The 22,610-nt window shown below is 71.5% G+C and carries 22 protein-coding genes; 15 read left to right on the forward strand and 7 right to left on the reverse strand.

Translation table 11 applies throughout. From position 1 onward, the window contains the following. Positions 1–1,181 precede the first annotated feature (1,181 nt). Positions 1,182–4,511, forward strand: coding sequence for a hypothetical protein (locus tag PT931_RS33670; RefSeq protein WP_456249758.1), 3,330 nt, complete (start codon positions 1,182–1,184; stop codon positions 4,509–4,511). Between the two features lie 155 nt (positions 4,512–4,666). Then, positions 4,667–5,296, forward strand: a complete 630-nt coding sequence (locus PT931_RS33675) for a DUF3558 family protein (protein ID WP_456249759.1) — start codon at positions 4,667–4,669, stop codon at positions 5,294–5,296. A gap of 110 nt (positions 5,297–5,406) precedes the next feature. On the opposite strand, the gene PT931_RS33680 is transcribed toward PT931_RS33675, so the two are convergent. Then, positions 5,407–6,369: a pentapeptide repeat-containing protein gene (locus PT931_RS33680; protein WP_456249760.1), complete on the reverse strand. Its 963-nt coding sequence runs from the start codon at positions 6,367–6,369 to the stop codon at positions 5,407–5,409. 188 nt (positions 6,370–6,557) lie between these two features. Between PT931_RS33680 and PT931_RS33685 the strand changes: the two genes are divergently transcribed. Further along, entirely contained in the window at positions 6,558–7,514 is a 957-nt protein-coding gene (locus PT931_RS33685; RefSeq protein WP_456249761.1) for a hypothetical protein, read from the forward strand. A gap of 119 nt (positions 7,515–7,633) precedes the next feature. On the opposite strand, the gene PT931_RS33690 is transcribed toward PT931_RS33685, so the two are convergent. Both PT931_RS33690 and PT931_RS33695 read right to left on the reverse strand, forming a co-directional pair. Continuing rightward, on the reverse strand, positions 7,634–8,284 hold the full coding sequence (locus tag PT931_RS33690; protein ID WP_456249762.1) for a response regulator: 651 nt from the start codon (positions 8,282–8,284) through the stop codon (positions 7,634–7,636). Continuing rightward, positions 8,281–9,477 carry a sensor histidine kinase gene (locus PT931_RS33695; protein WP_456249763.1) on the reverse strand — a complete coding sequence of 399 codons (1,197 nt, stop codon included), beginning with the start codon at positions 9,475–9,477 and terminating at the stop codon, positions 8,281–8,283. Before PT931_RS33695 ends, PT931_RS33690 begins: the two co-directional genes overlap by 4 nt. A gap of 260 nt (positions 9,478–9,737) precedes the next feature. Between PT931_RS33695 and PT931_RS33700 the strand changes: the two genes are divergently transcribed. Both PT931_RS33700 and PT931_RS33705 read left to right on the forward strand, forming a co-directional pair. Then, complete coding sequence (locus PT931_RS33700) at positions 9,738–10,253, forward strand: GerMN domain-containing protein (RefSeq protein WP_456249784.1); 516 nt, start codon at positions 9,738–9,740, stop codon at positions 10,251–10,253. A gap of 259 nt (positions 10,254–10,512) precedes the next feature. Continuing rightward, positions 10,513–10,875: an STAS domain-containing protein gene (locus PT931_RS33705; protein WP_456249764.1), complete on the forward strand. Its 363-nt coding sequence runs from the start codon at positions 10,513–10,515 to the stop codon at positions 10,873–10,875. Between the two features lie 78 nt (positions 10,876–10,953). On the opposite strand, the gene pyrF is transcribed toward PT931_RS33705, so the two are convergent. From pyrF to PT931_RS33725, 4 genes are all read right to left on the reverse strand, one after another. After that, complete coding sequence (pyrF, locus tag PT931_RS33710) at positions 10,954–11,784, reverse strand: orotidine-5'-phosphate decarboxylase (protein WP_456249765.1); 831 nt, start codon at positions 11,782–11,784, stop codon at positions 10,954–10,956. A gap of 597 nt (positions 11,785–12,381) precedes the next feature. Continuing rightward, positions 12,382–13,032, reverse strand: coding sequence for a methyltransferase (locus PT931_RS33715; RefSeq protein ID WP_456249766.1), 651 nt, complete (start codon positions 13,030–13,032; stop codon positions 12,382–12,384). Beyond that, the gene (locus PT931_RS33720; RefSeq protein WP_456249767.1) at positions 13,029–13,658 is read right to left on the reverse strand and encodes a TIGR04282 family arsenosugar biosynthesis glycosyltransferase; all 630 of its coding nucleotides are present in this window, start codon (positions 13,656–13,658) and stop codon (positions 13,029–13,031) included. Before PT931_RS33720 ends, PT931_RS33715 begins: the two co-directional genes overlap by 4 nt. Next, the gene (locus PT931_RS33725; RefSeq protein ID WP_456249768.1) at positions 13,655–14,308 is read right to left on the reverse strand and encodes a glycosyltransferase family 2 protein; all 654 of its coding nucleotides are present in this window, start codon (positions 14,306–14,308) and stop codon (positions 13,655–13,657) included. The genes PT931_RS33720 and PT931_RS33725 overlap by 4 nt, the downstream gene beginning before the upstream one ends. A 214-nt stretch (positions 14,309–14,522) precedes the next feature. Here PT931_RS33725 and PT931_RS33730 point away from each other — a divergent pair, with 214 nt between their 5' ends. The 10 genes from PT931_RS33730 to PT931_RS33775 all read left to right on the forward strand — a co-directional run bounded on the left by PT931_RS33730 (position 14,523) and on the right by PT931_RS33775 (position 22,574). Further along, on the forward strand, positions 14,523–15,551 hold the full coding sequence (locus tag PT931_RS33730; protein WP_456249769.1) for an NAD-dependent epimerase/dehydratase family protein: 1,029 nt from the start codon (positions 14,523–14,525) through the stop codon (positions 15,549–15,551). Between the two features lie 5 nt (positions 15,552–15,556). Next, a complete protein-coding gene (locus PT931_RS33735) occupies positions 15,557–16,693 on the forward strand; it encodes a molybdopterin-dependent oxidoreductase (RefSeq protein ID WP_456249770.1) in 1,137 nt (378 codons plus the stop codon). Beyond that, positions 16,690–17,265, forward strand: a complete 576-nt coding sequence (locus PT931_RS33740; protein WP_456249771.1) for a hypothetical protein — start codon at positions 16,690–16,692, stop codon at positions 17,263–17,265. Before PT931_RS33735 ends, PT931_RS33740 begins: the two co-directional genes overlap by 4 nt. Beyond that, on the forward strand, positions 17,258–18,715 hold the full coding sequence (locus PT931_RS33745; protein ID WP_456249772.1) for a glycosyltransferase family 87 protein: 1,458 nt from the start codon (positions 17,258–17,260) through the stop codon (positions 18,713–18,715). Before PT931_RS33740 ends, PT931_RS33745 begins: the two co-directional genes overlap by 8 nt. 25 nt (positions 18,716–18,740) lie before the next feature. Further along, a complete protein-coding gene (locus tag PT931_RS33750) occupies positions 18,741–18,908 on the forward strand; it encodes a hypothetical protein (protein WP_456249773.1) in 168 nt (55 codons plus the stop codon). A 486-nt stretch (positions 18,909–19,394) separates the two neighbouring features. Further along, complete coding sequence (locus tag PT931_RS33755; RefSeq protein WP_456249774.1) at positions 19,395–19,844, forward strand: hypothetical protein; 450 nt, start codon at positions 19,395–19,397, stop codon at positions 19,842–19,844. Between the two features lie 110 nt (positions 19,845–19,954). After that, positions 19,955–20,758: a ferritin-like domain-containing protein gene (locus PT931_RS33760; protein ID WP_456249775.1), complete on the forward strand. Its 804-nt coding sequence runs from the start codon at positions 19,955–19,957 to the stop codon at positions 20,756–20,758. Next, complete coding sequence (locus tag PT931_RS33765) at positions 20,755–21,528, forward strand: ferritin-like domain-containing protein (protein ID WP_456249776.1); 774 nt, start codon at positions 20,755–20,757, stop codon at positions 21,526–21,528. Before PT931_RS33760 ends, PT931_RS33765 begins: the two co-directional genes overlap by 4 nt. 7 nt (positions 21,529–21,535) lie before the next feature. Continuing rightward, entirely contained in the window at positions 21,536–21,934 is a 399-nt protein-coding gene (locus tag PT931_RS33770; protein ID WP_456249777.1) for a cupredoxin domain-containing protein, read from the forward strand. Between the two features lie 34 nt (positions 21,935–21,968). Continuing rightward, on the forward strand, positions 21,969–22,574 hold the full coding sequence (locus PT931_RS33775; RefSeq protein WP_456249778.1) for a hypothetical protein: 606 nt from the start codon (positions 21,969–21,971) through the stop codon (positions 22,572–22,574). Positions 22,575–22,610: the final 36 nt, after the last annotated feature.

Raw genomic sequence — 22,610 nt, forward strand, 5'->3', positions numbered from 1 at the left:
GGCGCGACTTCCCGCGGATAGTCGGCACCAGTGGCGGACCGTTGCGGGCAGCCTGAAGTGACCGTTACGCGACACGCGATGTGCCCCATCTGGATCATGGGTGAACACCGCGAGCCAGCCTTGCCGGTGGAGGTCCAGTCTCGTGCCGACGTCCCACCCGAGTGCCTGGGCGGCTTCGGAGGCAACGATCCTGCCGGAGGAGTCCACGGCGACCAAGACGTAGACGTCTTCGCTCTCGCGAAGCGGGGGGAGTACCGGCACCGAAACGTGGTGTCTGGGATTGCGCGGCTGCTGCTCAGCTTCGACCGGCTGAGCAGTTTCAGTAGGCGCTGCCCTGGGAGGGATAAGAGCCCGGACCGTGAAGGCGGTCATCGCGACCACCCCGGCCCGGGGCCATCCTGCGGACTTGATCCACTCATCGCTGAGTGTTCAAGTGCGCTTAAGCACTCATACGTCAGAAGACGCAGGGATGCGGTAAATCTGTGTCCGAGGGGGAATTCGAACACATGTTCGACGCATAAATGCAACGATACAGTGCTCATGTGAATTACAGTAGCACCCACTCTGGTGCCTCAATCTCCCGGGGGAAGTATAACTTGCCGCGTGATGGTCGCAGCCAATTCCCGACTGTCGGGGAACGATTTGAGGGCCTACTGCACATCGGTGGTGATGACCATCTCAGGGTCTTGACCTGGGCATATCGTTGCCTTGGAGTCCTGGTTGGGGGCTCGCCGTGTCATCGGCGAATCTGATGGTCGTGAGTATATACGCGAGTGGGCAGTCAATGTGATATTCCCGATTCGCTATTGTGAACTGAGGGCGGGACTCAGCCAGGATGGGGCTCCACGTTCGATTCTTCAGACTATTTCCTCGGGCGGGCCGGGATATAGTGAAGTCACTCCAGGTCGTTTGCTGTAACGTGCCGGCGTATATGGTGGCGTAGTGTTCGGCGGCCTCGATTTGTCGAGAGTGCCGTCTTTTACCTCCCGCAAATCCGTTGACGGGCCCAGTCCTGACGAACCGGATTGGACTTGCGGACCTGGTTCTGGTCATGGCAGGGTTGCGCGCATGATCGACAGAATCGAGTCCTCCGCCCGCCGTTGAGCGCGCGTGACGAGCGCGGTGCGCTCTCTCCCGAAACCCTCCTGGACGCCGTCCATCACCTGCCGTACCCGCAGCGGATGCGGCATCTGGCGTTGTACGCCCGGCACGCGGCCGGTACCCCGGCGTTCACCGATCTGCTCGCCGACCTCGCCCGAGGCGATCGGTACCTGCGTCGGACAGCTCTTCATCTGGCGATGGCCGCCAGGGACCTGTCCTTTGTGGAGGACATGCTCGCCGGGCCCGACCTCGACCTGCGGCGGACCGCCCTGCGTGCCGTCCGGACCCTCCCCGTCTCCGACGAGGCCTGTACCCGCGCGCTCCAGGACGCGCCGACTGACCTGCGGCTGGCCCTGTACCGGGCACTGCGACACTCCGGCCGCAGGAACGTCGCGGACCTCCTCCTGCCGGGGGTGTCGACCCGATACGGAGATCAGGAGGCCGCGGCGCTGCTGCCGGCCTGCACGACGGCCACCGTCGCGGCCAGGCTTCCCGGCCTGGTGCACGCGGTCACGTCCTGGAACGCCCTGGTCAAACAGCACCCCTCGACGGTGCTGGACACCGTCGAGCGGGAACTGGCCGCCCTCGCCGGCCTCGGCGTGAGCGGGTGGCGGCGTCTCGGCCCCGTGGTGCTGGCCACCGCCGCCGCAGATCCGGTGCGCGTGCTGGACCTGTGGGAACGCCATGCGCGGGAAGCGCGCGTCGCACGTCCGTCGGGCCACGCGTTCGCCAGGTTGCTCGACGCCGACCCGGTCCGCGCCACGCGCCTCGCCGCCAAGGGGTACCACTTCGGGTGGAACACCTCCCTGCTCCCGTCCTTGGTGACCCGCAGGCTGGCCACCTGGACCGACACCGAGATCGTCTCGATCGTCCGTGGCAACCCGACACGGCTGCTCGCCGTACTGAAAGCGCTACCGCCCGGACGGCGCGCCACGGTCTTCGCGGCGTGCGCCGCCGCCCGCGGTGACCACGACGACCTGTGGGCACTCCCGCTGCTCGCCTGGCTGCCGGCGGACATGGCGGAGGTCGAGGCCCGCCGGATGCTGGACTGGCAGGCCTCCACCTGGCACCCCTCCCGCAGCCGGGCCGACGATCCCGAAATCCCCCTCCGGCTGACGGCGCATCTCCCCTTCCAGGAAGCGGTCGATCCGCTCACCCACGCCGCCACGTCCGGCGAGCCGCGCCTGCGGGGCGTGGCCCGGGCACTGCTCGTCGAGTGCACCGCGCGAAGCGGGGACCCAGACCTGGTCGCCGCACTCCTGGACGAGCTGGCCCGACGGACGGGCAACGAACAGGACCCCGTCCGGGTTCAACTCCTCGGCGCGCTGGCCGCCGTTCCGGTGCGACTGCTCGCCGCCCGCTGCCTCCCGGCGTTGCGCCAGCTCGCCACCCATGCCGTCGCGGCCCGCGACTGTTCGTCCCATACCCGCGACAGCCTCCGGCGGTTGGCGGGCCGGGTGCTGCGCCATCACCCCGACCACGCGGTCACGCGGTGGGCGCTGGAGGTGTTCGAGCAGCTGGTGGGCAGATTCGGTGCCGAAGGTCTGGGCGTGCCCGACGAACCGCTGATCCCGGCGGCGAGCACACGCAGACGGCCCAGGTACGGGCAGAACAGTGAGCCGGCGCCGACCACCCACCGCCTGGACCTAGTCCTCCGTCGTGGTCAGGAACATGACCTGGTAGCGGTGCTCCGCCCGCACCTGGAGGCAGCCAGGTCCCGCGACGACCACCGGCTCGCGGTGGCCCTCGCCCGGGCCCTCGGCCGCCGCGCCTGGCGGCTGGCCGAGCTCCAGGCCGACCTGCACACGGCGGTGCGGCACGCGCCCGACACGGTGGCGGACAGAGCCGCGACCCTGTGGCTCCACGATCCCGCGACCCGGGAACAACGTGCCGCGGACATGATCCACCAGCATCCGCCCGCAGCACGCCTGTCCGTCATCGAACGAATCACGCTGACCCGCCGCACCGAACTCCTCGACCTCGTGCTGGCGGACGCCTTGCGGGTTCCCCGCGTCCAGGGCCGCGACAGCGGCCGGTGGACGCCTGCCCAGACCCAACGGATCCTCGGAGTACTGGACACCCGGATCTCCGACCGGGCGCTGTCTCTCGATGTGCGGCTCGCAGCCGTGCGCTCCAGAGGCCTGGTCCAGTTGTCTCCCGACCTGTCAGCCCACGAAGAGCCGGTCATCGCCGAGGCGGCGCTCGACGCCCTCGGCGACGACGGGGCGGGGCTCCCCGCGCTTCTGCGGCACGGGAGCGGGCCGCGATCCGCCGTCGCGGTCGCAGCCCTGGCCCGATGCTGTCAGCTCGTGCCCCCGTCCCGGTTGGGCGCCCTCCTGGAGGAGAGCCTCTTCGCCGACGGCTCCAAGATCACCCTGCGTAAGGCTGTCATCGGTCAGCTGGTCCGTCAGCGGGTCCCCGGCGCCGTCGACGTACTGTTGCGCGCCTGGTCCCTGCCGGATCTGCACGCCGACGTGCGGATCGCGCTCGTACGGGCGCTCCGGACGCAATTCGCCGATCCCCGCACTCTTGCGGCACTCGCCTCGATGGCCGGCGAACACGCCAGCGAACGGCTGCAGCGCACAGTGTTCGAAACCCAACCGCAGGACGTCGCGCCGGAGTCGAGACCCGGTTACGCGGAGCTGGTCCACCGGGTACTCGCCGCGTCCGTCGGCCCCGGTGTGCGGTTCCGAGGATCTGGAGCCTTCGCCACCTGGGCGCCCTGGTACCAGGGCGGCTTCGACGAGCTGCTGGCCGTGGTGGCCGACGACACCGATTCCTCCGGCGACAACGCGCTGCCCGCTGTCGTCGCTCTGATCCGGACCGGTGCGATCCGTGACGACGTGCTCGACCTCCTCCGCCGACTGACCGCCAGCGGGACGGCCGCCGCCCGGGACCGACGGGAGCAGATCGTCAACGCGCTGGGCCGCCCGCACCGCCGGGGACAACACAGCACGACCGGATTCTGGCGCACGTGCCTCGCCCGGGACGCGGTCACCCTGCTGGCAGCCAGCCCTTCAGGCTTGTCGTCCGCGGTCCGGCTCGCCATCGCCACCCTGCCCGGTCCGGACACCGAGGTCACCTCCGAGGTGTTGGCCGACCAACTGGCCTCCGTCGCTGACCTGCTCCCCGGCCGCCCGGTCCTCGCCGTGCACGCCGCGAGCGAGGTCTACCACCAGTTCGGCACCCGGGTGGACGACATGCGGTACTTCGACGACGTCCTCCTTCCGGCCGCCCGCCAGCTCGCGCACCGCCAGGACCTGGCCTCGGGGTTGTTCGCCGTGGCCCTCACCAGCATCGTCGGCAACCACACGTCATGGGTACCCACAGTGCGCGAACTCCTCGATGCCCTGCGCCAGTCCTCCCATCCGGAGGTCAGCCAGGAGGCCTGGGACGTGAGGACGACGTGACCTAGGACGTCCCGGACGGCGACTCGGCAAGCCGAACGCAGGTGGCGCGCTCGAAGGGTGAACGCCCCAGGACGTCCTCGGTGTGCTCCAGGGGCGTCTCCGCGACGTCCGCCCGGTATATTTACCTGTCGCGATGTTTTCGGGCGGGGGGCGTGGTGGCGGAGCGGGAATCGGAGATCAACTGGACGGCGGTCGGATCGGTGGCCGCCGTCGCCGCCGTGGTCATCGCGTTCTTCGCTTACCGGGACCAGCACCGCAGCCTGACGGCCAGCCAGCCCACGGCCCCGGCGACCCGGCGCGTGGACGCGCCCGTCGCGGCCCCCGAGCAAGCCAACCCGGCGGCCGAGCCGTCGAAACGGTCTGACCCGCCGAAGCCGTCCGCGGTGCCGTTGACCAGCCTCGCACACCCGTGCCGGGCCCCCGATGCGGCGACGGTCGCCCGGTTCCGCATGCAGGCGGGCCGGCAGTTCGACGATTCGACCACAGTGGTCTGCAGGTGGATCGTCTACCCTCCCGGCTGGAACGGCGAGCTGACCAGTGTCAGTGTCACCTACCTCACCAGCACCGGGGGTGGCGACCAGTCCTCGACCCCGGCCTCGGTCCGGGGCGTGTCCGGCGCGACCAAGAACGCCAACAGTCAGGGCGGCTGTCACGTGCGCTGGAACACCACGTTCGGCCGGATCCTGGTGACCGCCGCCGGACCGAACCAGCCTGCCCCGGGAAACGACCCGTGCGTGTTCGCCGAGGACTTCGCCGACGCGCTCGCGCCGAACCTGGCCCGCTGACCCCCGACCCGGCTTGCTCGCCTGCTTGGCACCGGGGGATCAGTGCCGTCCACTTGTAGCTGTCCCAGATCCTGTTGGCGAATCCCGCCTGGAGGCCAACGCGTCGGCTCTTAAGGGGAGGGCGCCCGCTCGATCGGACGCCATCCGTCCTTCAGTACGCCGGTGTTCCACCCGGTAGGCCAGTTCCACTGTCCTTCATTGTCTGAGGTCCGGGCCTTTGTGAACTTCGGGTCCTCTGCGAAGGACGCGTCCATGAACGTGACGCTGCCCGCGAAGGCCACCTTGACGAAGAGGGCCTCGCTGCTGAAGCAGGTATTGCTGAACCAGGCTTCGCCCGTGAAGGATCCACCTGTGAACCAAACGCCGCCGGTAAAGGACGTACCCATGAATGAGGCGTCTCCGGCGAACGTTGCTCTGCTGAACAGGGTGGTGTTGAGGCGGCAGTCGTTCAACTCGAAATCGACCAGGTGTGCGCCGGTGAGGTCGAGTGTGACATTCCAGTACTTGGGGTAGAGGCCGGCATCGGGCGGTTCAGCGGCCTTGCGGTGATCGGGATCGCTGATGAGCAGATGGTTCGTGAGGATGCGTTGGGCGGCTCGGCGAACCTGCAGTTTTTCGTGTGCTGAGCTGTCTGTGCCCTCTGTGGTTCCCAAGTCCTTGGGGACGTCGAGGTGTGGCGCGCTCTCGCTGTTGGAGGCCAAATCCCGGCCTGCGGGTTCGATTGGCGGGGCGTAGGGCATTCGCAAGTAGGCGCAGATCACGTCGGTGACGGTCTGGCGATGGGCGGGGTTGTCTTGGGCGACGCGTTCCAAGGAATGCATGCCAACGAGCCTGACCGGAGCCTTGGCGGAGCCGAGTTGCTCGACGGACTTGATGTACAGCTCGGTGAGGCGGCGTTCGGCTGCGTCATGTTCGTTTGCGGCGGCGACACGTTCCGCGAGGGTGCGGCCGTGGGTGAGCAGGGCCAGGGTGCTGAGCAGGGTCCCTACGGGCCACCAGGGCGATGGCCGGCCGGCGATCGCGGGGGAGTGCCGGATGGCCTGGCTCGTGGTGTCGGCGAGGTCCCAGTACATCTCGTCACCGGAGTCGGGACGTGGGGCGCCGGCCGCCGCCAGCCAGTGCCATAGCATCGCGGTCCATGTCAGCGCTACTGTCCTTTGAGGATTGTTTGCGCCGTCGCGGCATGGAGATACTCCCATCACATCAAACCTTCCGGGTACCGCCAGCGCGGTGCGGTACCCCCTGTGCGAGGAGATCACCTATGCGACGGAGAGCAACATCCCTGGGTGCCGTGCTGATCGCGGCGCTCCTGTCCCTCACGGCGGTCGCCACCGGCCCCGCGGCGGCTGCCCCGCCGAGCTCCGCCCGTCCGGTCGCGCCGGCCCTGACCGTGACCCGTGACCTGGGCCTGTACGCCGGCCCCCGGATCGGCGCCCTGCGCCTCGACGGCACCGCGATCGTCAAGGAGGGCGCGGTGAGCGCGCCGTGGGGTGGGATCCAGCACGACGCGGTGTCGGCGCTGAGCCTCGCCGGAAACCGGATCGGGGTACTTCTGACCGACGGTCGGGCGCTCGTCAAGGAAGGACAGCCGGACGCGTCCTGGGTCGAGGAGTATCGGGGAGCGGTGAAGCTGCGCCTCGATGCCGGTCGTGGCCGGATCGGGGTCGTCACGCCCGACGGCCTGGCCCTGGTGAAGGAGGGCGGTCTGGGCGCGTCCTGGGTCGTCGTGGCCGACTACGTCAGCGACCTGGTCTTGTCCGGTGACCGGATCGCGGTGCTCCGCCGCGACCGCACCGTCTGGGTCAAGCAGGGCGGCCTGGACGCATCCTGGGACACCGGGGTGGCTGACCAGGTCGCTCAGGTCGTGCTCTCGGGCTACCGGATCGGCGTGGTGCGCACCGATGGAAGGGTGTGGGTCAAGGAGGGTTCCGTCAGCGCGTCGTGGGACTACGGGGTCGCCACCGGGGTGAGGCAGCTCGCGATGTCCGGGTACCGGATCGGCGTGGTGCGCACCGACGGGAGGGTGTGGGTCAAGGAGGGTTCCGTCAGCGCGCTGTGGAACTACGGGATCGCCACCGACGTGTCCGAGCTGGCCCTGACCGGTACCCGGATCGGGGTGCTGCGCACCAACCAGACGGTGTGGGTGAAGGAGGGCGGCCTGGATGCCTCCTGGGACACCGGGGTGGCCGACTACACCCGGCAGATCTGTCTGACGTGAAGCGCGGCCGTCCGGGGCGGTGGGCACCGGCCCAGCCCCGGACGGCCGTCTGCCACACCGTCCAGCGCCTGCCAGCCGGGTGGCTTGCCGTCCCGGCTCCCGGTCCGGCCGGGCGACACCTACCGGCGCACCAGGTCCGCGTCGTAGGCGAGCAGGCCTGCCTGGGTCCGGTTGGCGCAGCCGAGTCGGGTCAGGATCCGGGACACGTAGCTCTTGACCGTCGCCTCGCTCAGGTACAACCTGCTGGCGATCTGCGCGTTGGACAACCCCTCACCGACGCAGGACAGCACCTCGACCTCCCGCCCGGTCAGCTCGGCGACCAGAGCCAGCGCCCGGGTCCGGGCCGACTGCCTGTCCGTCTGTCCGCTGACCAGGGCCCGGGTCACTGCGGGGGAGAGCACCACATGCCCGTCGGCGGCGACCCGGACCAGGCTGATCAGGTCCTCAGGCGGGGTGTCCTTGAGCAGGAACCCGGCCGCCCCGGCCCGCAGCACCCGCAGCACGTACTCGTCCAGCCCGAACGTGGTCAGCGCGACGACTCTCGGCGGCTCGCGCAGCCTGCGGGTCCACTCGACGGTGGCCAGGCCGTCCACGGTGGGCATCCGCAGGTCGAGCAGCACGACGTCGGGCCGGTGCCGGATGATCGCCTCGGCGGCCTCCGCGCCGTCGTACGCCTCGCCGACCACGGCCAGGTCCTCGGCGGTCTCCAGGATCCGACGCAGGTGGGCGCAGACCAGCGGCTCGTCGTCGACCACCAGGACCCGGATCATGCCGCCACCTCCGGGTTGGACGGGGCCACCTCGGCCCGGTGCACGCCCCCGGCTCCGTCGGCGTGACCGCCGTCGTCCACGGTGGGCAGAACGGCCTCGACCTGGAAGCCACCCCCTGCGGTCGGACCGGCGTCGAACGTCCCCCGCACCAGCTGCACCCGCTGCCGTAGCCCGAGCAGGCCGCTTCCCCCGGGGCCGAGCGCGATCCCGGAACCGTCCGGGTCCGCCGTGTTGGCCACGACGAGCCGGACCTGTCCGGCGCCGTAATGCACCCGGATGTCGACCCGCGCGCCGGGCGCGTGTTTGTGCACGTTGGTCAGGGCCTCCTGGACGACCCGGCACCCGGTGCGGTTCACCGCCGGCACGGTCGGAGAGGGCCGCCCCTCGACGGTCAGCACGACGGCGACGCCTGCGGCCTGGGACGCGGCGACCAGCCCGGACAGGTCCAGGACCACCGGCCGGGTGCTGATCGCCGGCTCGGCACCGGGCTCCGACCGCAGTACTTCGACCAGGTCACGCAGCTCGGCCAGCGCGGTACAGCCGACCCGGCGCAGCTCCTCGGCCGCAGCCCGGACGTCCTCGTCGGGGGCCCGGGTCCGCAGCGAGCCGGCCTGGAGTACCATCAGGCTCACCCGGTGGGTGATCATGTCATGCATCTCTCCGGCCAGCCGGGCCCGTTCCAGCAGCCGGGCCCGCTCGGCGTGCAGGTGCTGCTCACGTTCGGCGCGCTCGGCCCGTTCGGCGTGCGTCCGGATCAGGCCGCGCCGGGAGCGCTGGTACTGGCCGATCGCCCCCCAGAACAGCACGAACAGCGCCCCGCCGAGCACGTCCAGCGGACCGGGGCCGTTCCAAGGGCTGGAGATGGTCAGAGCCAGCGCCGCCAGCAGCGGCCAGGCCAGCCGCCGGTCGGTGAGGTGGGCGACGACCGCGTAGCCGGCGAAGTACACCGCGACGGACGGGAAGCCCACCGACAGCGCGAAGACCACCACCGCCGAGCCAGCCGGGAACCGGCGGCGCGGGATCAGCGCGAGCCCGGCGACGCAGCCGAGCAGCTGGCCCCATGGCTGCCACGGCACCAGACCCCTGGCGGTGTCGTACACGGGCTCGTACACCGCGACCAGCGCCGCGAACACACCGAGCGCGGAATCAAACACGAACGAGCGGGTCGCCGGCGACCAGCGGCGGGGATCCACCCGGATCACTGTACCGGCACCGTCCGCCCCGAGGGAGAGCCGAAAGTTGCGACCCGCTGACGAACCGCCGGGTCGCGACTTCCGGCGGTGCCGGCCCGGCACCCGCCCACGCGACGCCGCCGAGGACCCGCCGCTAGGCGCCCGCGTCCTCTACCGCCCTGGCGGCGGCGCCCGGCTGCACGTCGAGTTCGGCCAGGCCCTGTCATGAAACGCCCGATCATCCCCGCGATCGTTCTGCTCATCGTCGGCACGCTGGCTGGCTGCGGCGTCGGCGGCGAGGACACCGCCCGCCCCATCCAACCGCCCCGGGGCCCCTACCAGGCTCTGTCCACGCCCAGCCCCCATCCCAGCACCACCGACAGCAGGACCCAGACGCTGTACCTGGTCCGTGCCGGCAAACTCGCCCCGTACAGCGGCCGGCACCGGAACTGCCGACCGCCGAGACACTGCTGCGCGATCTGGTGGCCGGGCCTACCACCACCGAAGTCGAAGCCGGGCTGGCCCGCGCGCTGTGGGGCGGCAGCGTCATCACCAGGGTGCGGGTGACCGACGGGCAAGCCGTCGTCACAGTCACCGCCGCACTCGACGCCGTCAGCCGCAACGACGAGATCCTCGCCTTCGGGCAGGTCGTGTGCACGCTGACCGCCCGCGAGGATGTCAACGGCGTCGTGTTCACCCGCGACCGGCAACGTATCGCCGTCCCCCGCGGCGACGCCTTCCTGTCCCAGGGACCGCTTACCGCCGCCGACTACACCAGCCTCATCTCCGGACGATGACACCAGTGACCGACAAAGCCAACCGCCATGCGGGGCGCGACGTACCGTTCCCGGATCTCTCAGCTGGACTCCGAAAACCCGCGACACGTTGGCGGCGCGCAAGATGGGCGTCCGGCACTGTGTGGTGAGCTTGGCCTGTAGGGTCAGCGTAGGTGTGCCGGGAAGTCTGGTCGGCGATGACTTTGACGACCCGTGAAACGGAGCACACCGTGCAGCACCACCGGCACTTCCCCGCCCTCGACTTCGCGGCGAGGTCGTGATGCCCGTCGGTCAGCTGCCCGTCGACGTCACCGAGCACGGCCCGGTGTCGGTGGTAACCGTCAGCGGCGAGATCGACGTCGCCACCGCCCCGATCCTGCAGCGACGCCTCGCCGCGCTGTACGCCGACGACAGGCTGCGGCTGGTCGTGGATCTGTCGGGGGTGACGTTCTGCGACTCGGTGGGTGTCGGCGTTCTCATCGGCGCGGCCCGGGCACTGCACGGCAGGGGGCTGGTGCATCTGACAGGCCTGTGTCCCCTCCTGGTGCGTCTGTTCGAGGTGACCGGCATCGGTCCGGTGTTCGTCATCCACCCCGACCTGTCCTCGGCCATCGCCGCCGCAGCGTTCACCCCCCACCCCTGAGAGACGGGCCCGGTACACCGCGAAGGCTGTTCATGCCGCTCGGCCGGTCGTGTCCTTCGCCGGGTGCCGGGCGGAGCCCTATGCGGTGGCCAGCTGGCGGTTGAAGTTCCCTGCGGCGCGGTGGGCGGCGTCGGCGAAGTCGGTGTCCGTCGAGGCGTAGAGAATCGCGCGGGAGGAATTGGCGATCAGCCCGAACGATGCGGCTGCCCGGCCCACGCGGAGGCTTTCTGTGATGTCGCCACCCTGGGCGCCCAGGCCCAACAGCAGGATCGGCATGTCACCGACGGCCTGGCGGATCCGCGCCAGTTTCTCCGGCTGGGTCGCCCCTGCGGTCACCGCGCAGTTGCCGTGGGTGTTCCATTCGTCGGCGACCTGACGGCAGACGTACTCGTACAAGGCGATCCCGTCGGGTCCGACCTTGAGGTCCTGGAACTCGCCCACGCCTGGGCAGGAGTTTGCTCCCATCACGATGACCCCCTGGTCAGGGCGTTCCAGGAACGGCTCCAACGACTGCTGGCCCAGGTAGGGGTGCACGGTGACGGCGTCGGCGCCGAGGGTGTCGAACACGGCGGCGGCGTAGTAGGCGTTGGTGTTGTCGATATCGCCGCGTTTGGCGTCGACGATGACGACGCGGTCGGGGTGGCGGATCTTGAGATGGGCGATCACGCGCTCCAGTGCCACGGCCCCGGCGACGCCAAGGCGTTCGAAGAAGGCGCTGTTGAGTTTGAACGCGCACGCGAACTCCGCGGTCGCATCCGCGATCTCGACGCAGAACGCCACCACCCGGCCCGCGTCGTCCCCACTCAGACAGCTGGGCAGGCGTTGCAGGTCAGGGTCGAGCCCTACACACACCAACTGCCCGGCCGACCAACGCCGACGCAGAGACGAAGAGAATCCACCCACCGCCATGGTCACCATTCTAAGGAGGAAACCGGCAGGCTACGCCGGCAGTCCACGTCGCCGGCGCAACACCTGCGGTGATTCGAAAACCCCGCGCTGTGGGGTCATCCGTCACCGACGAGGTCGATTGTTCGTGCGCTGGACGAGGCATTTTCCGCGCGATCGGGGTCGGCGCTCACCGAATCCGGAGAGTCCGCTTCCCGCCAACCTGGTTGCCAGCTGTGACCGGGATCGGGCCGGTGTTCGTCGTCCACCCGACTTGACGACCGCGATCGAAGCCGCATTCGTCCTGGACCGCTGCGCGTCCATCGCTCCGGCCCACCGCCCTCGCGAGCGTCGGCGCTTGCGAGAGGCGCAGGACTGAACGGATCCGGTCAGATCCGCCGGCCTTTCAGGAGCCGGTAGGCGGGGCTTTCCACCCCGTGGTGCAAGACCACGGCTGCGACCAGGCTGGCGGTGAACACCAAGCGAAGGCAGTGCGAGGGCGCGACGGCCGTCGCGCCGCTAGCGCGGTCTGGGCGTTGGATGGTTACGCCGCGAGGTGGGTAGGCCCGGCGACCGCGGTCGGTCGAGGGCTGCGCCAGCGTCGAGGTTGTTTCGCCGCGGTCATGATCTGGCGGTGTCGGGGGGCTGAGCGGAGGTGAGGGTGGCGAACCACCGCCCGGCCTGTGTCCAGGTCTCCGCCACCTCCAGCTCGGCCCGGCTGGCGGTGTCGGGTAGGTCGGTGAACGACACGAACGCCCACGGGAACGGCGCGCTGAGCCGGGTGTCGAGCCGGAGCCGCAGTTCGGTGATTGCGGTGGCGTGCCGGGGGCGGTCGAGTTCGACGAGCAGCCGGCCGCCGGGGGCCAGCAGGGCGGCGCACCGGGACAGGAGCCGGCCCGGGTCGCCGCCGATGCCGATGTTGCCGTCGGCGAGCAGCACGGTGCCCCAGTGCCCCTCGCGGGGCAGGCGGCCGAACACGTCGGCGCGGACCGCCCGCCCGCCCCGGGCCTGGGTCAGTCGCACGGCGGCGGCGGACACGTCCACGCCCAGGGCCGGGGTGCCGCGCGCCGTGAGGGCCGCGACGAGCCGGCCGGGGCCGCAGCCGACGTCCAGGGTCGGCCCGGCGCACCGGTGGAGGAGGCCCCCGTCGCCGGGTGCCCGGTCGCTGACCCACCGGGCCAGGCCGGCGGGTCGGGTGACGCCGGAGCACACGTAGTCCAGGCGGCCCGTACCGGTCAGGGCGGTGTCGTAGAGCTCCAGGGCGGTGGTCACGCCGTCACCGGACGACCGGTCGCGGGCAGGCCCAGGGTCGCGTAGGCGCGGGCGAACCGGCCGTGCGGGGCCGCGGCGGCCACGGCGGCGGCGTCGGCGAGGGTGTCGACGTCGCGCAGCACGGGCAGGGGCAGCACCCGCAGCCCGGCCCCGGCCAGCGCGAGGGCCGTGCGCCGACCCGTGTCCGGGGTGGACATCGGCACGTCGCGCAGCAGTTCGCCGTGTGCCGGGTCGCGCAGGCCCAGCGCCCACCAGCCGCCGTCCTCGGCCAGACCGAGCACGGCGTCGGCCTGCCCGAGCCAGGCCAGCGCCGCGCCGAGGAGTTCCGGGTCGGCCTGCGGGGTGTCCATGCCGATCAGCAGCGTCGGCCCCGGCCGGTCGGCGAAGCCGTGCGCGAGGCGCTCGGCGAGACCGTCCCCGCGCTGGGCGAGAAGATCGAAATCCGCAGCGGGGTACGCGCCGTCGAGCAGCAACGTCCGGGCGGCGGGTACGGCGCGCACCGCGTCGAGGGTGTCGGCCAGCGCGGCCCCGGCCAGTTCCGCCGCCTGCTCGGGGGTGCACGGCGGACACAGCCGCGTCTTGACCCGGCCCGGCACGGGTTCCTTGGCCACCACCGTGATCCTCACCGGGCCAGCACCCGGCTCATGTCGCGCACGGCCCGCAGGGTGCCCAGCCAGGTGCCGGTCACCTTGGAGACGCTGCCCTCGGCGCGGGGCAGGTAGTCGACGTCGACCTCGTCGATCCGCCAGCCGGCCGCCGCCGCGTTGACGACCATCTCCAGCGGGTACCCGAACCGGCGGTCCTCCAGGCCCAGGGCGAGGAGGTGTTCGCGGCGGGCGGCGCGCATCGGCCCCAGGTCGTGCAGGGGGACACCGGTGCGGCGGCGCAGCCTGCGGGCCAGCACGGCGTTGCCCCACCGGGCGTGCGGCGGCCACGCGGCGACGCTGACCGGTCGGCGGCGGCCCAGCACCAGGTCCGTCGTCCCGTCGAGCACCGGGTCCACGACGCGCGGCAACTGGCGCGGGTCGAGGGTGGCGTCGGCGTCCAGGAAGCACACCACGTCCGAGGTGGCCGCCTCCAGTCCGGCGTGCGCGGCGGCGCCGAACCCGCGTCGGGGCACGTGCACGACGCGGGCGCCGTACTCGGCGGCCAGCAGCGCGGAGCCGTCGGTCGAGCCGTTGTCCGCGACGATCGCGCGGTAGCCGGCCGGGAGCCGGGTCAACACCCAGGGCAGTGCCTCGACCTCGTCGAGACACGGCAGGATCACATCCACCATGGGCATGACCGTACGGCCGTGAGCTGCGCCGGGACCTTACGAACCGGAAACGCCACGCCCACCTTACGAGGCGGTTACCGGACTTGACGCGCAGCGTGACTTGTGCCGTTCGACCGTTTCTTACGAAGCCGTGACACCCGCCCGTCACACGCGCCCTCGGCCCGTCCCGGGGCCTACGGTCACCTGAGACGTCCGTAGACCACAGGTGGTGACCATGCACGTGCTCGTGACCGGCGGGGCCGGTTTCATCGGCTCCCAGGTCGTGTCCGCGCTCCGCTCCGACGGCTGCGACGTGTCCGTCCTCGACAGCCTGCACCCGGCCGCGCACGGACCCGGCCCGGCCCCCGACGGCGTCACCGTCGGCGACGTGCGCGACCCGGACGCGGTGCGGGCGGCGCTGCGCGGGGTGGACGCGGTCGTGCACCAGGCGGCCCTGGTGGGCCTCGGGCTGGACCTGGCGGACCTGCCCGAGTACGTGGGCTGCAACGACCTGGGCACGGCGGTCCTGCTCGCGGGGATGGCCGCCGCCGGGGTACGCGACCTGGTCCTCGCGAGCTCCATGGTGGTCTATGGCGAGGGCCGGTACGCCTGCGCGGAGCACGGCCCGGCCCGTCCGGGTCCGCGCGCGGTGGCCGACCTCGACGCCGGCCGGTTCGAGCCGACCTGCCCCCGGTGCGGGGCGGTGCTGGCGTGGGAGCTCGTCGACGAGGACGCGCCGGTCGACCCGCGCAGCGTGTACGCGGCCACCAAGCTCGCCCAGGAGCACCTCGCCTCCGCGTGGGCCCGGGGCTGCGCCGGCCGGGTGGCGGCCCTGCGCTACCACAACGTGTACGGCCCCGGCATGCCCCGCGACACCCCCTATTCCGGCGTCGCGGCGATCTTCCGGTCCGCGCTGGAGCGAGGGGAGGCGCCGAAGGTGTTCGAGGACGGCGGCCAGACCCGCGACTTCGTGCACGTCGCCGACGTGGCGGCGGCGAACGTGGCCGCGCTGCGCGGACTGCACCCGGGCCTGCGCGCCTACAACGTCTGCTCCGGGGTGCCCAGCACGGTCGGCGACGCGGCGACGGCGCTGGCGACGGCGTTCGGCGGCCCCGCCCCCGTCATCACCGGGCAGTACCGGCTCGGCGACGTCCGGCACGTGGTCGCCTCCCCGCACCGGGCGGCCGAGGAACTCGGGTTCACCGCCCAGGTGGACGTCACGGCGGGGATGCGGGAGTTCGCCTCCGCCCCGCTGCGCGGGTGAGCGCCATGTGGCCCGAACGGCTGCGGGTCGGCCCGTTCCGGCGCGGGGCGTTCACCTCCCGACTCCGGTCACCGCGCCTGACCAGCCAACTCGGCCTGCTGCTCGCCGTCGCGTTCGGGGTGTGCTTCCTGACCGGGCTGCTCAGCCACCTCATCCAGCACCCGCCGTCCTGGTTCTGGTGGCCGTCACGTCCGGTGTGGCTGTACCGCCTCACCCAGGGCCTGCACGTCGCCACCGGACTGGCCGCCGTCCCGCTGCTGGCCGCCAAACTCTGGTCGGTGTTCCCGAAACTGTTCGCCTGGCCGCCGTTCCGCGACCCCGCCCACGCCCTGGAACGCCTGTCGGTGCTCGTCCTCGCCTCGGCCGCCCTGTTCCAGCTCGTCACCGGGGTGCTCAACATCGCCCGCTGGTACGACCCGATGCCGTTCGGGTTCATCGCCGCGCACTACTGGACCGCGTGGCTGGCCATCGGCTCCCTGATGGTGCACATCGCCGTGAAGCTGCCGATCGTCCGCCGGGCGCTGGGGGCCACGCCCCGGCCGACGCCCGGCGACGGGCTCAGCCGGCGCGGGCTGCTCACCGCCGTCGCTGCCACAGCGGCGGCCGTCACCGTGGCCACCGTCGGGCAGACCGTGCGCCCGGTGCGGGACCTGTCCGTGCTGGCCCCGCGCCGCCCCGACATCGGGCCGCAGGGCCTGCCGGTGAACACCTCGGCCGCCGCCGCGCGGATCGTCGTACCCTCCGACTTCCGGTTCCTGCTCGTCGGCCCGCGCGCCCGGCACGCCCTGAGCCTGACCGACCTGGCCGCGTTGCCCCAGCACACCGTGTCGCTGCCCATCACCTGCGTGGAGGGTTGGAGTGCCGACGCGCACTGGACCGGCGTGCGCGTCGCCGACCTGCTCGCCCTGGTCGGTGCGCCGGGCGAGGAGGTACTCGTCGAGTCGTTGCAGCAGGACAGCCCCTACCGGTCCTCCGTCCTCGCCCCGCCCCACGCCCGCGACCCGCTGACCCTGTTGGCGTTGCGGCTCAACGGCGAGGTGCTGCACCCCGACCACGGCTACCCGTGCCGACTCATCGCCCCCAACAGGCCAGGCGTCATGCAGACCAAGTGGGTGTCGTCCATGACGGTGGTGACCCCGTGATCCGCAGGGTCCTGCTCGCCGTCGGCGTCGGCGTCATGGGGTACACGGTCTTCGGTGCCCTCACCGACCCGGCCGCCCGCCCCGTGGGACAGGTCGTGTTCCTGGCCACGGTGCTCGGCGCCCACGACCTGCTCGTCATGCCGGCCGCGATCGGCGTCGGCTGGCTGCTCAGCCGACTACTGCCCGGCCGGGCGCGCGGGCCGGTCCAGGCCGGGCTGTTCGCGACGGCCGTGCTCACCGCCATCGCCCTGCCCTTCCTGATCGGCAACGGCCACCCACCGGACAACCCGTCGGCCCTGCCGCTGGACTACTGCCGGGGACTGGCCATCGTCGTGGCGGCCGTGTGGGTGGTGGTGGGCGGGCTGGTCCTGCGTCGGCTCGTGATGGCGCGGACCCAGGCGGCCGTCGGTCCGGTGCCGCGAACGTCCGACCGTCCGGCACCGCGAGGCGCTGGCGGCTCGACACGGCGAGGGGCGGACCTCCCGGTACCGCCACGGACCGACCGCCCGTCGCCCCGAGGTGCCGGCGGACCGGGGCCCGGCGGATCCGGGGCGGACCACGCCGATGACTGACCGTCCCGCCAGCCGATGGTGGGCGGTCGGCGCGGCCGTCGCCGTCACCGCCCTGGCCTTGCTCACCTGGCTGGTGACCTCCGGAATGCTGCCCCAGCGGGTGGCCGTGCCCCTGGTCGGCGCGTCGTGGCTGGTGTTCGCCGTCGCGGTCCGCCTGGTCGTATGGGCACCGCGCCGGACGGCCGTCGCCCTGATCCTCCTCGGCGGCCTAGTCCTGCCGGTCCTCGCCGCGTGCGCGCCCCCGCGTAGCAGCGACGACCTGTACCGCTACGTCTGGGACGGCCGGGTACAGGCCGCCGGCGTCGACCCCTACGCCCACCCGCCGGCCGACCCCGCCCTGCGCGGGCTCCGCGACGACTTCCTCTGGCCGGCGGACGCCCCCTGGTGCCTGCCCGACGGGACGTGCACCCGGATCAACCGGCCGACCGTGCCCACCATCTACCCGCCCGTCGCGCAGGCCTACTTCCTCGGGGTGCACGTCCTGTCGCCCGCCGGCAGTCGCACCCGTCCGATCCAGGTGGCCGCCGCGCTGATCGCCGCCGCGACGGCCCTGCTCCTGGTGCGCGCGCTGCCCCGGTTCGGACTGGATCCCCGGTGGGCGGCGCTGTGGGCGTGGTGCCCGACGGTCATCCTGGAGGCCGGCAACAACGCGCACGTCGACGTCCTGGCGACCTTCCTCGCCGCCGCCGCGCTCACCACCCTCGCGGGAAGGAGCGGTCGGGCCACCCTGGCGGCCGGGGCCGGCAGGGGCCGGGCGGTTTGGGGCGGCGTGCTGCTGGGGCTGGCCGTCGCGGTCAAGCTCACCCCGGGACTGCTCGCCCCCGCACTGCTGCGCCGCCGACCGGTCCTGGTCGCCCTTGCCGCCGCCGGCACGGTCGCCCTCGGCTACCTGCCGCACGTGTGGGCCGTCGGCGCCAACGTCTTGGGCTACATCCCCGGCTACCTCACCGAGGAGGGCTACGCCTCCGGCCAACGCTTCGCCCTGCTCACCCTGGTGCTCCCGGCGTCCTGGGCACCCGTGGATGCGGGGGTGGTCCTGGTGGCGGCGGCCGGGTGGACCGCGGTGCGGGCCGATCCCGACCGGCCCTGGGACGCGGCCGTGACGATGGTCGGCACGGCCCTGCTGGTCGCCACCCCCGGCTACTCCTGGTACGCGCTGCTCCTCGTCCTCCTCGTCGCGCTGTCCGGCCGGGCCGAGTGGCTGGCCGTCGCCGCCGCCGGACATCTCGCGCTGTACGCCGCCGACCTGCACCTGACCCCGGCCACCGGACAGCGCCTCGGCTACGGGCTGGCGGTGGTGGCCGTGATCGCTGTCGCGGTGCATCGGCGGATGCGGCGACCGTCTCCACCGGGCGCCGAACGTCTCAGACCACGCTGGAGCCTCCGTCGGCCCCAACCGGCCCAGGTCAGCGAGGCACGGGCGCACGTCACGGGCAAGGATCGACCCTGATGACTGTGGACGTTACCATGTCGCCATGGACGAACTCGCGCGCGCCGAGGACGACCCGGAGGCGTTCGCCCGGGTGATGCGCGGGCGGATGCGCGAGAACCGGTGGGGCTTCGCGGAGTACGCGATGGCCTTCACCGCCGCCTCCTCCGTACTCGTCCTGGGCCTGGCCATCGCGGCCAACCTCACACGGTGACCAGATCCGCATGGGGCACCCGGCCGCCACCGGCCTGACGGTCGCCCACGACCGTCCGCCAACCGCGACGCCGGGGACGGGGGCCGAGATTCCGCCGATCCACCATGTCGGCTGACCCGCACCGGGGTTTGTTCTGGGCCAGAATGGGGGAGCTCCACCTCCAGCGGAGCAAGGGCGGGCGGCCCGTGTCCGTGGAAAGCTGCGGACCGCCCGCCCCACCCGATCTCCGGTGTCCCACAGGCCGAGCGCCGCAGCCAGTGAACTCGAACGGCCCGCCTGCCCTCTCCGCGCCCATCCGTTGCTTCGTCGTCTCCGAATTACCGTTGTCCGGCAAGTAGGGGTTTCCGATGAGCGGCGCGGTCGGCGGCGGCAAGGTTGCGACAGGCTGAGTCTTGCGGATCGTGCCGCGGGAAGCTCCCGGTACCCGGCCGGGTACGCGGCCAGCCAGGGTCTCTCAGGTGTGATGGCGGCGATAGAGGGGGATTCATGTCTGGAGCCGATCGTCGGGTGCCGCCGGTCCGTGACGGTGTCGACTGGGTCCTGCGGGCCGTGGTGGTGGCGGGTTTGGCCGTGGACGCCGTGGTGCACCTGAATCTGGCGGACGGGTTCGACGCCAACCGGGCGACGATCAGCCAGGGCACGCTCTTTCGGTTCCAGGCCGCCGTCGCCGTGGCCGTGGCGGCGGCGGTGCTGTTCACGAGGTGGCAGATCGCGTTGTTGGCCGCGCTGGGCGTGGCGGGCAGCGCGGTGGCGGCGGTGGTCGTCTACCGCTACGTCGATGTCGGGGCGGTCGGTCCGTTGCCGGACATGTACGAGCCGGTCTGGTACGCGCAGAAGACCATCAGCCTGCTCGCGGAGGCCGCCGCGACCGTCGCGGCGGGAGCGCTGCTGGTACGGGGACGTCGGCGGCGACCACATCGCCCAGCCTCTGTCTGAGGCGAGCACAGAGCGATCTCCGGCGTACTCCCATCCGAAACGCGACCTGCGACGAATGTTCCATGTGAAGCAGATCGGACCTGAATCAATCTAGTTTGTGAGGATTAGCCGTGAATCGAGCCATCGATGACGGCCGGCTCCGCGAGCTGACGGTGCAGTCTCAGGACCTGCACTCCGACGCGATGCGACATGGCCGGCGCGCACTGGACGACTACGTCGAGCAGACTCTCGACGCCCGGGCATCCGCACCCCGCAACCGGGGTCTGGCGGGTGCCGCACTCGTTGCCGGCGCGGTGGGTATCGCCGCCCTGGCGACGGGTGGCCCCGCGTGGGCGGACGCGAAGACGGACATGATGATGCTGCAGACGGCGGCGTCGTTGGAGAATCTGGCGGTCTTCACGTACAAGACCGCGCTGACTCTGCCGTTCATCGGCGGGGATTCGGCCAACGCGGTGGTGAAGGCGTTCGCGACGAAGACGATGGCCCAGCACACCGAGCACGGTCAGGCGTTCAACGCGGCCGTGGTCAAACTCGGTGGCAAGGAGCAGACCGCCACCGATCCGAAGTACACGCCGATCGTCCAGGCCGCCGTGCCCACGATCAAGGGACCCGGCGACGTCGTCGGGCTGGCGATCACCCTCGAGGACGTCGCCACGCAGACCTACGTGAAGAACGTCGGCATGGTGACCACCCCGGAGCTGCGGCAACTGTTCGCCAGCGTCGCCGGGGTCGAGGCCCAGCACAAGGCCGTCCTGCTCGCCGTGCAGGCACTCCTGGCGGGCAACGCCGCCGACCTGATCGCGCTGCCGCCGGACGGGGCGAAGCTGCCGTCGGCGGCCGGCAGTGTCGGGTTCCCCGACGCGTTCTTCCCCACCGCCAAAGCGTCCCCGCCCGAGGAAGGGGCAGTGAAGTGATCCGCCGCAGCAAGGAACCCATGGCGATCACCGAGGCCGAACTGACCTCGATGACCCGCGAGCTCGACGACATGCACCAGGCCACCTTCCCGGACGTGCGCCGCACCCTGGGGGAGTTCACCGACAACATCACCCGGGCCGCCGCGTCACGTCGCGGTGTCCTACTGGGCGTGGGCGGCGTCGCCGCGCTCGGCGCGCTGGCCGCCTGCGGCAGTGACGACAAGAAGGACACCGCCAAGCCCCAGGCATCGACGACCATGTCGGTGTACACCGGGGACCTGCGGGTCGTCGCCCTGGCCGCCGCGCTGGAGAACCTGGCCGTCACCGCCTACGACGGAGCTCTCAAACGCGCCACCGACGGCAAACTCGGCACCGTCCCCCCGGCGATCGCCACCTTCATCACCACCGCCCGCGCCCAGCACGCCGACCACGCCGCCGCCTGGAACGGGGTCCTCACCAAGGCCAAGCTCCCGGCCATCGACGGCGCACCGCTCACGATCACCCAGGGCGCCGTCGACGCACTGGGAGCCACCGACTCGGTGGCCTCGGTGGTGAAGCTGGCTCTGAGCCTGGAGGAGTCAGCGGCCCAGACCTACACCTTCGCAGCGGCCAACGTCACCGACCCGGGCGGCATCATGACCGCCGCGACCATCCAACCGGTCGAACAGATGCACGCGGCGATCCTGCACTTCGTGCTCGGTGAGTACCCGGTGCCGCTGTCGTTCGTGCCGGTCGACAAGGCCGTCAAACCCGACGTCCTGACGAAGTAGACGACCGATGTCCACAACACTCGCCCGACTGCGCCTCGTCGCGGCCGGAGGGTGTGTGGCCGTCGCGCTGGCCGGCTGCGGGAATACTCCCCCCGCGGCCGACCACCCGGCCGGCTCCACGCCACCCACCTCGTCGAGCGCGGCCGTCATGGCCAACGGGGACACCACGGTGGAGGTCAAGAACTTCACCTTCACACCCCAGAACCTGTCAGTACCCGTCGGCGCGAAGGTCACCTGGAAGTTCGAAGACGGTGCCAAACACAACGTGAAAGCCGCCGACGGCTCCTTCTCGTCGGCGGATCTCAACTCGGGCGCGACCTACACCTTCACCTTCACGAAGGCCGGGACGTTCCCCTACATCTGCGGACTGCACCAGTACATGACCGCCACCATCACGGTGCGGTAGCGCCGGATCCGCCGAACACCAGCGAAGGGGCCCAGTGCCGACAGCAACACGCGCCGCTCTCACCGGCGTCGCGGTCTACCTGGTACTCGCCACCGCCGTGTCGGTGTGGCCCCGCAGCCCCGGTGTCACCCGACTGTTGCCGGTGGCACTCACCACCGGTGGTGAGCGCCTGCACCGGGTCGCGGAGGCCGACGGCACAACCTGCGCGAGCGTCGCCATTGACAGCCGCGCCGCCGCCCGGGTCGAGACACTGCTGACCCGAACCGACTGCCGGCAGGCATTGCGCGCGGCCTTCGTCCGTGACGGCGACACGATCGTCGTCACGCTCGCGGCCCTGCGCCTCGCCGATCCGGCGGAAGCACGAACACTCGCCGGTCAGCTACGTGACCTCGATCCGCGGGTCCGGGGGCTGGTCATCGACCACCGCCGGTTGCCGGACTCCGTCCCACACCAGGTCATGGCGGAGTCCACCACCGGCACCGCCGTCACCCTCGCACCGAGGGAGGTGGGCGACTGGGTCCTGTTCGCCACCGCCTCCAGCGGACCGTCCCCGGCGCCGACCACCAACACGACCCTGTACCGGGCGGCCCGCGACGTGACCGACTACTTCGCCAGCACAGTCAGCGATCAGCCTGGCTGACAGCGGGGATTCACCACGCGGCCCCGCACGTCCCGG

The organism is Longispora urticae, assembly GCF_053902585.1.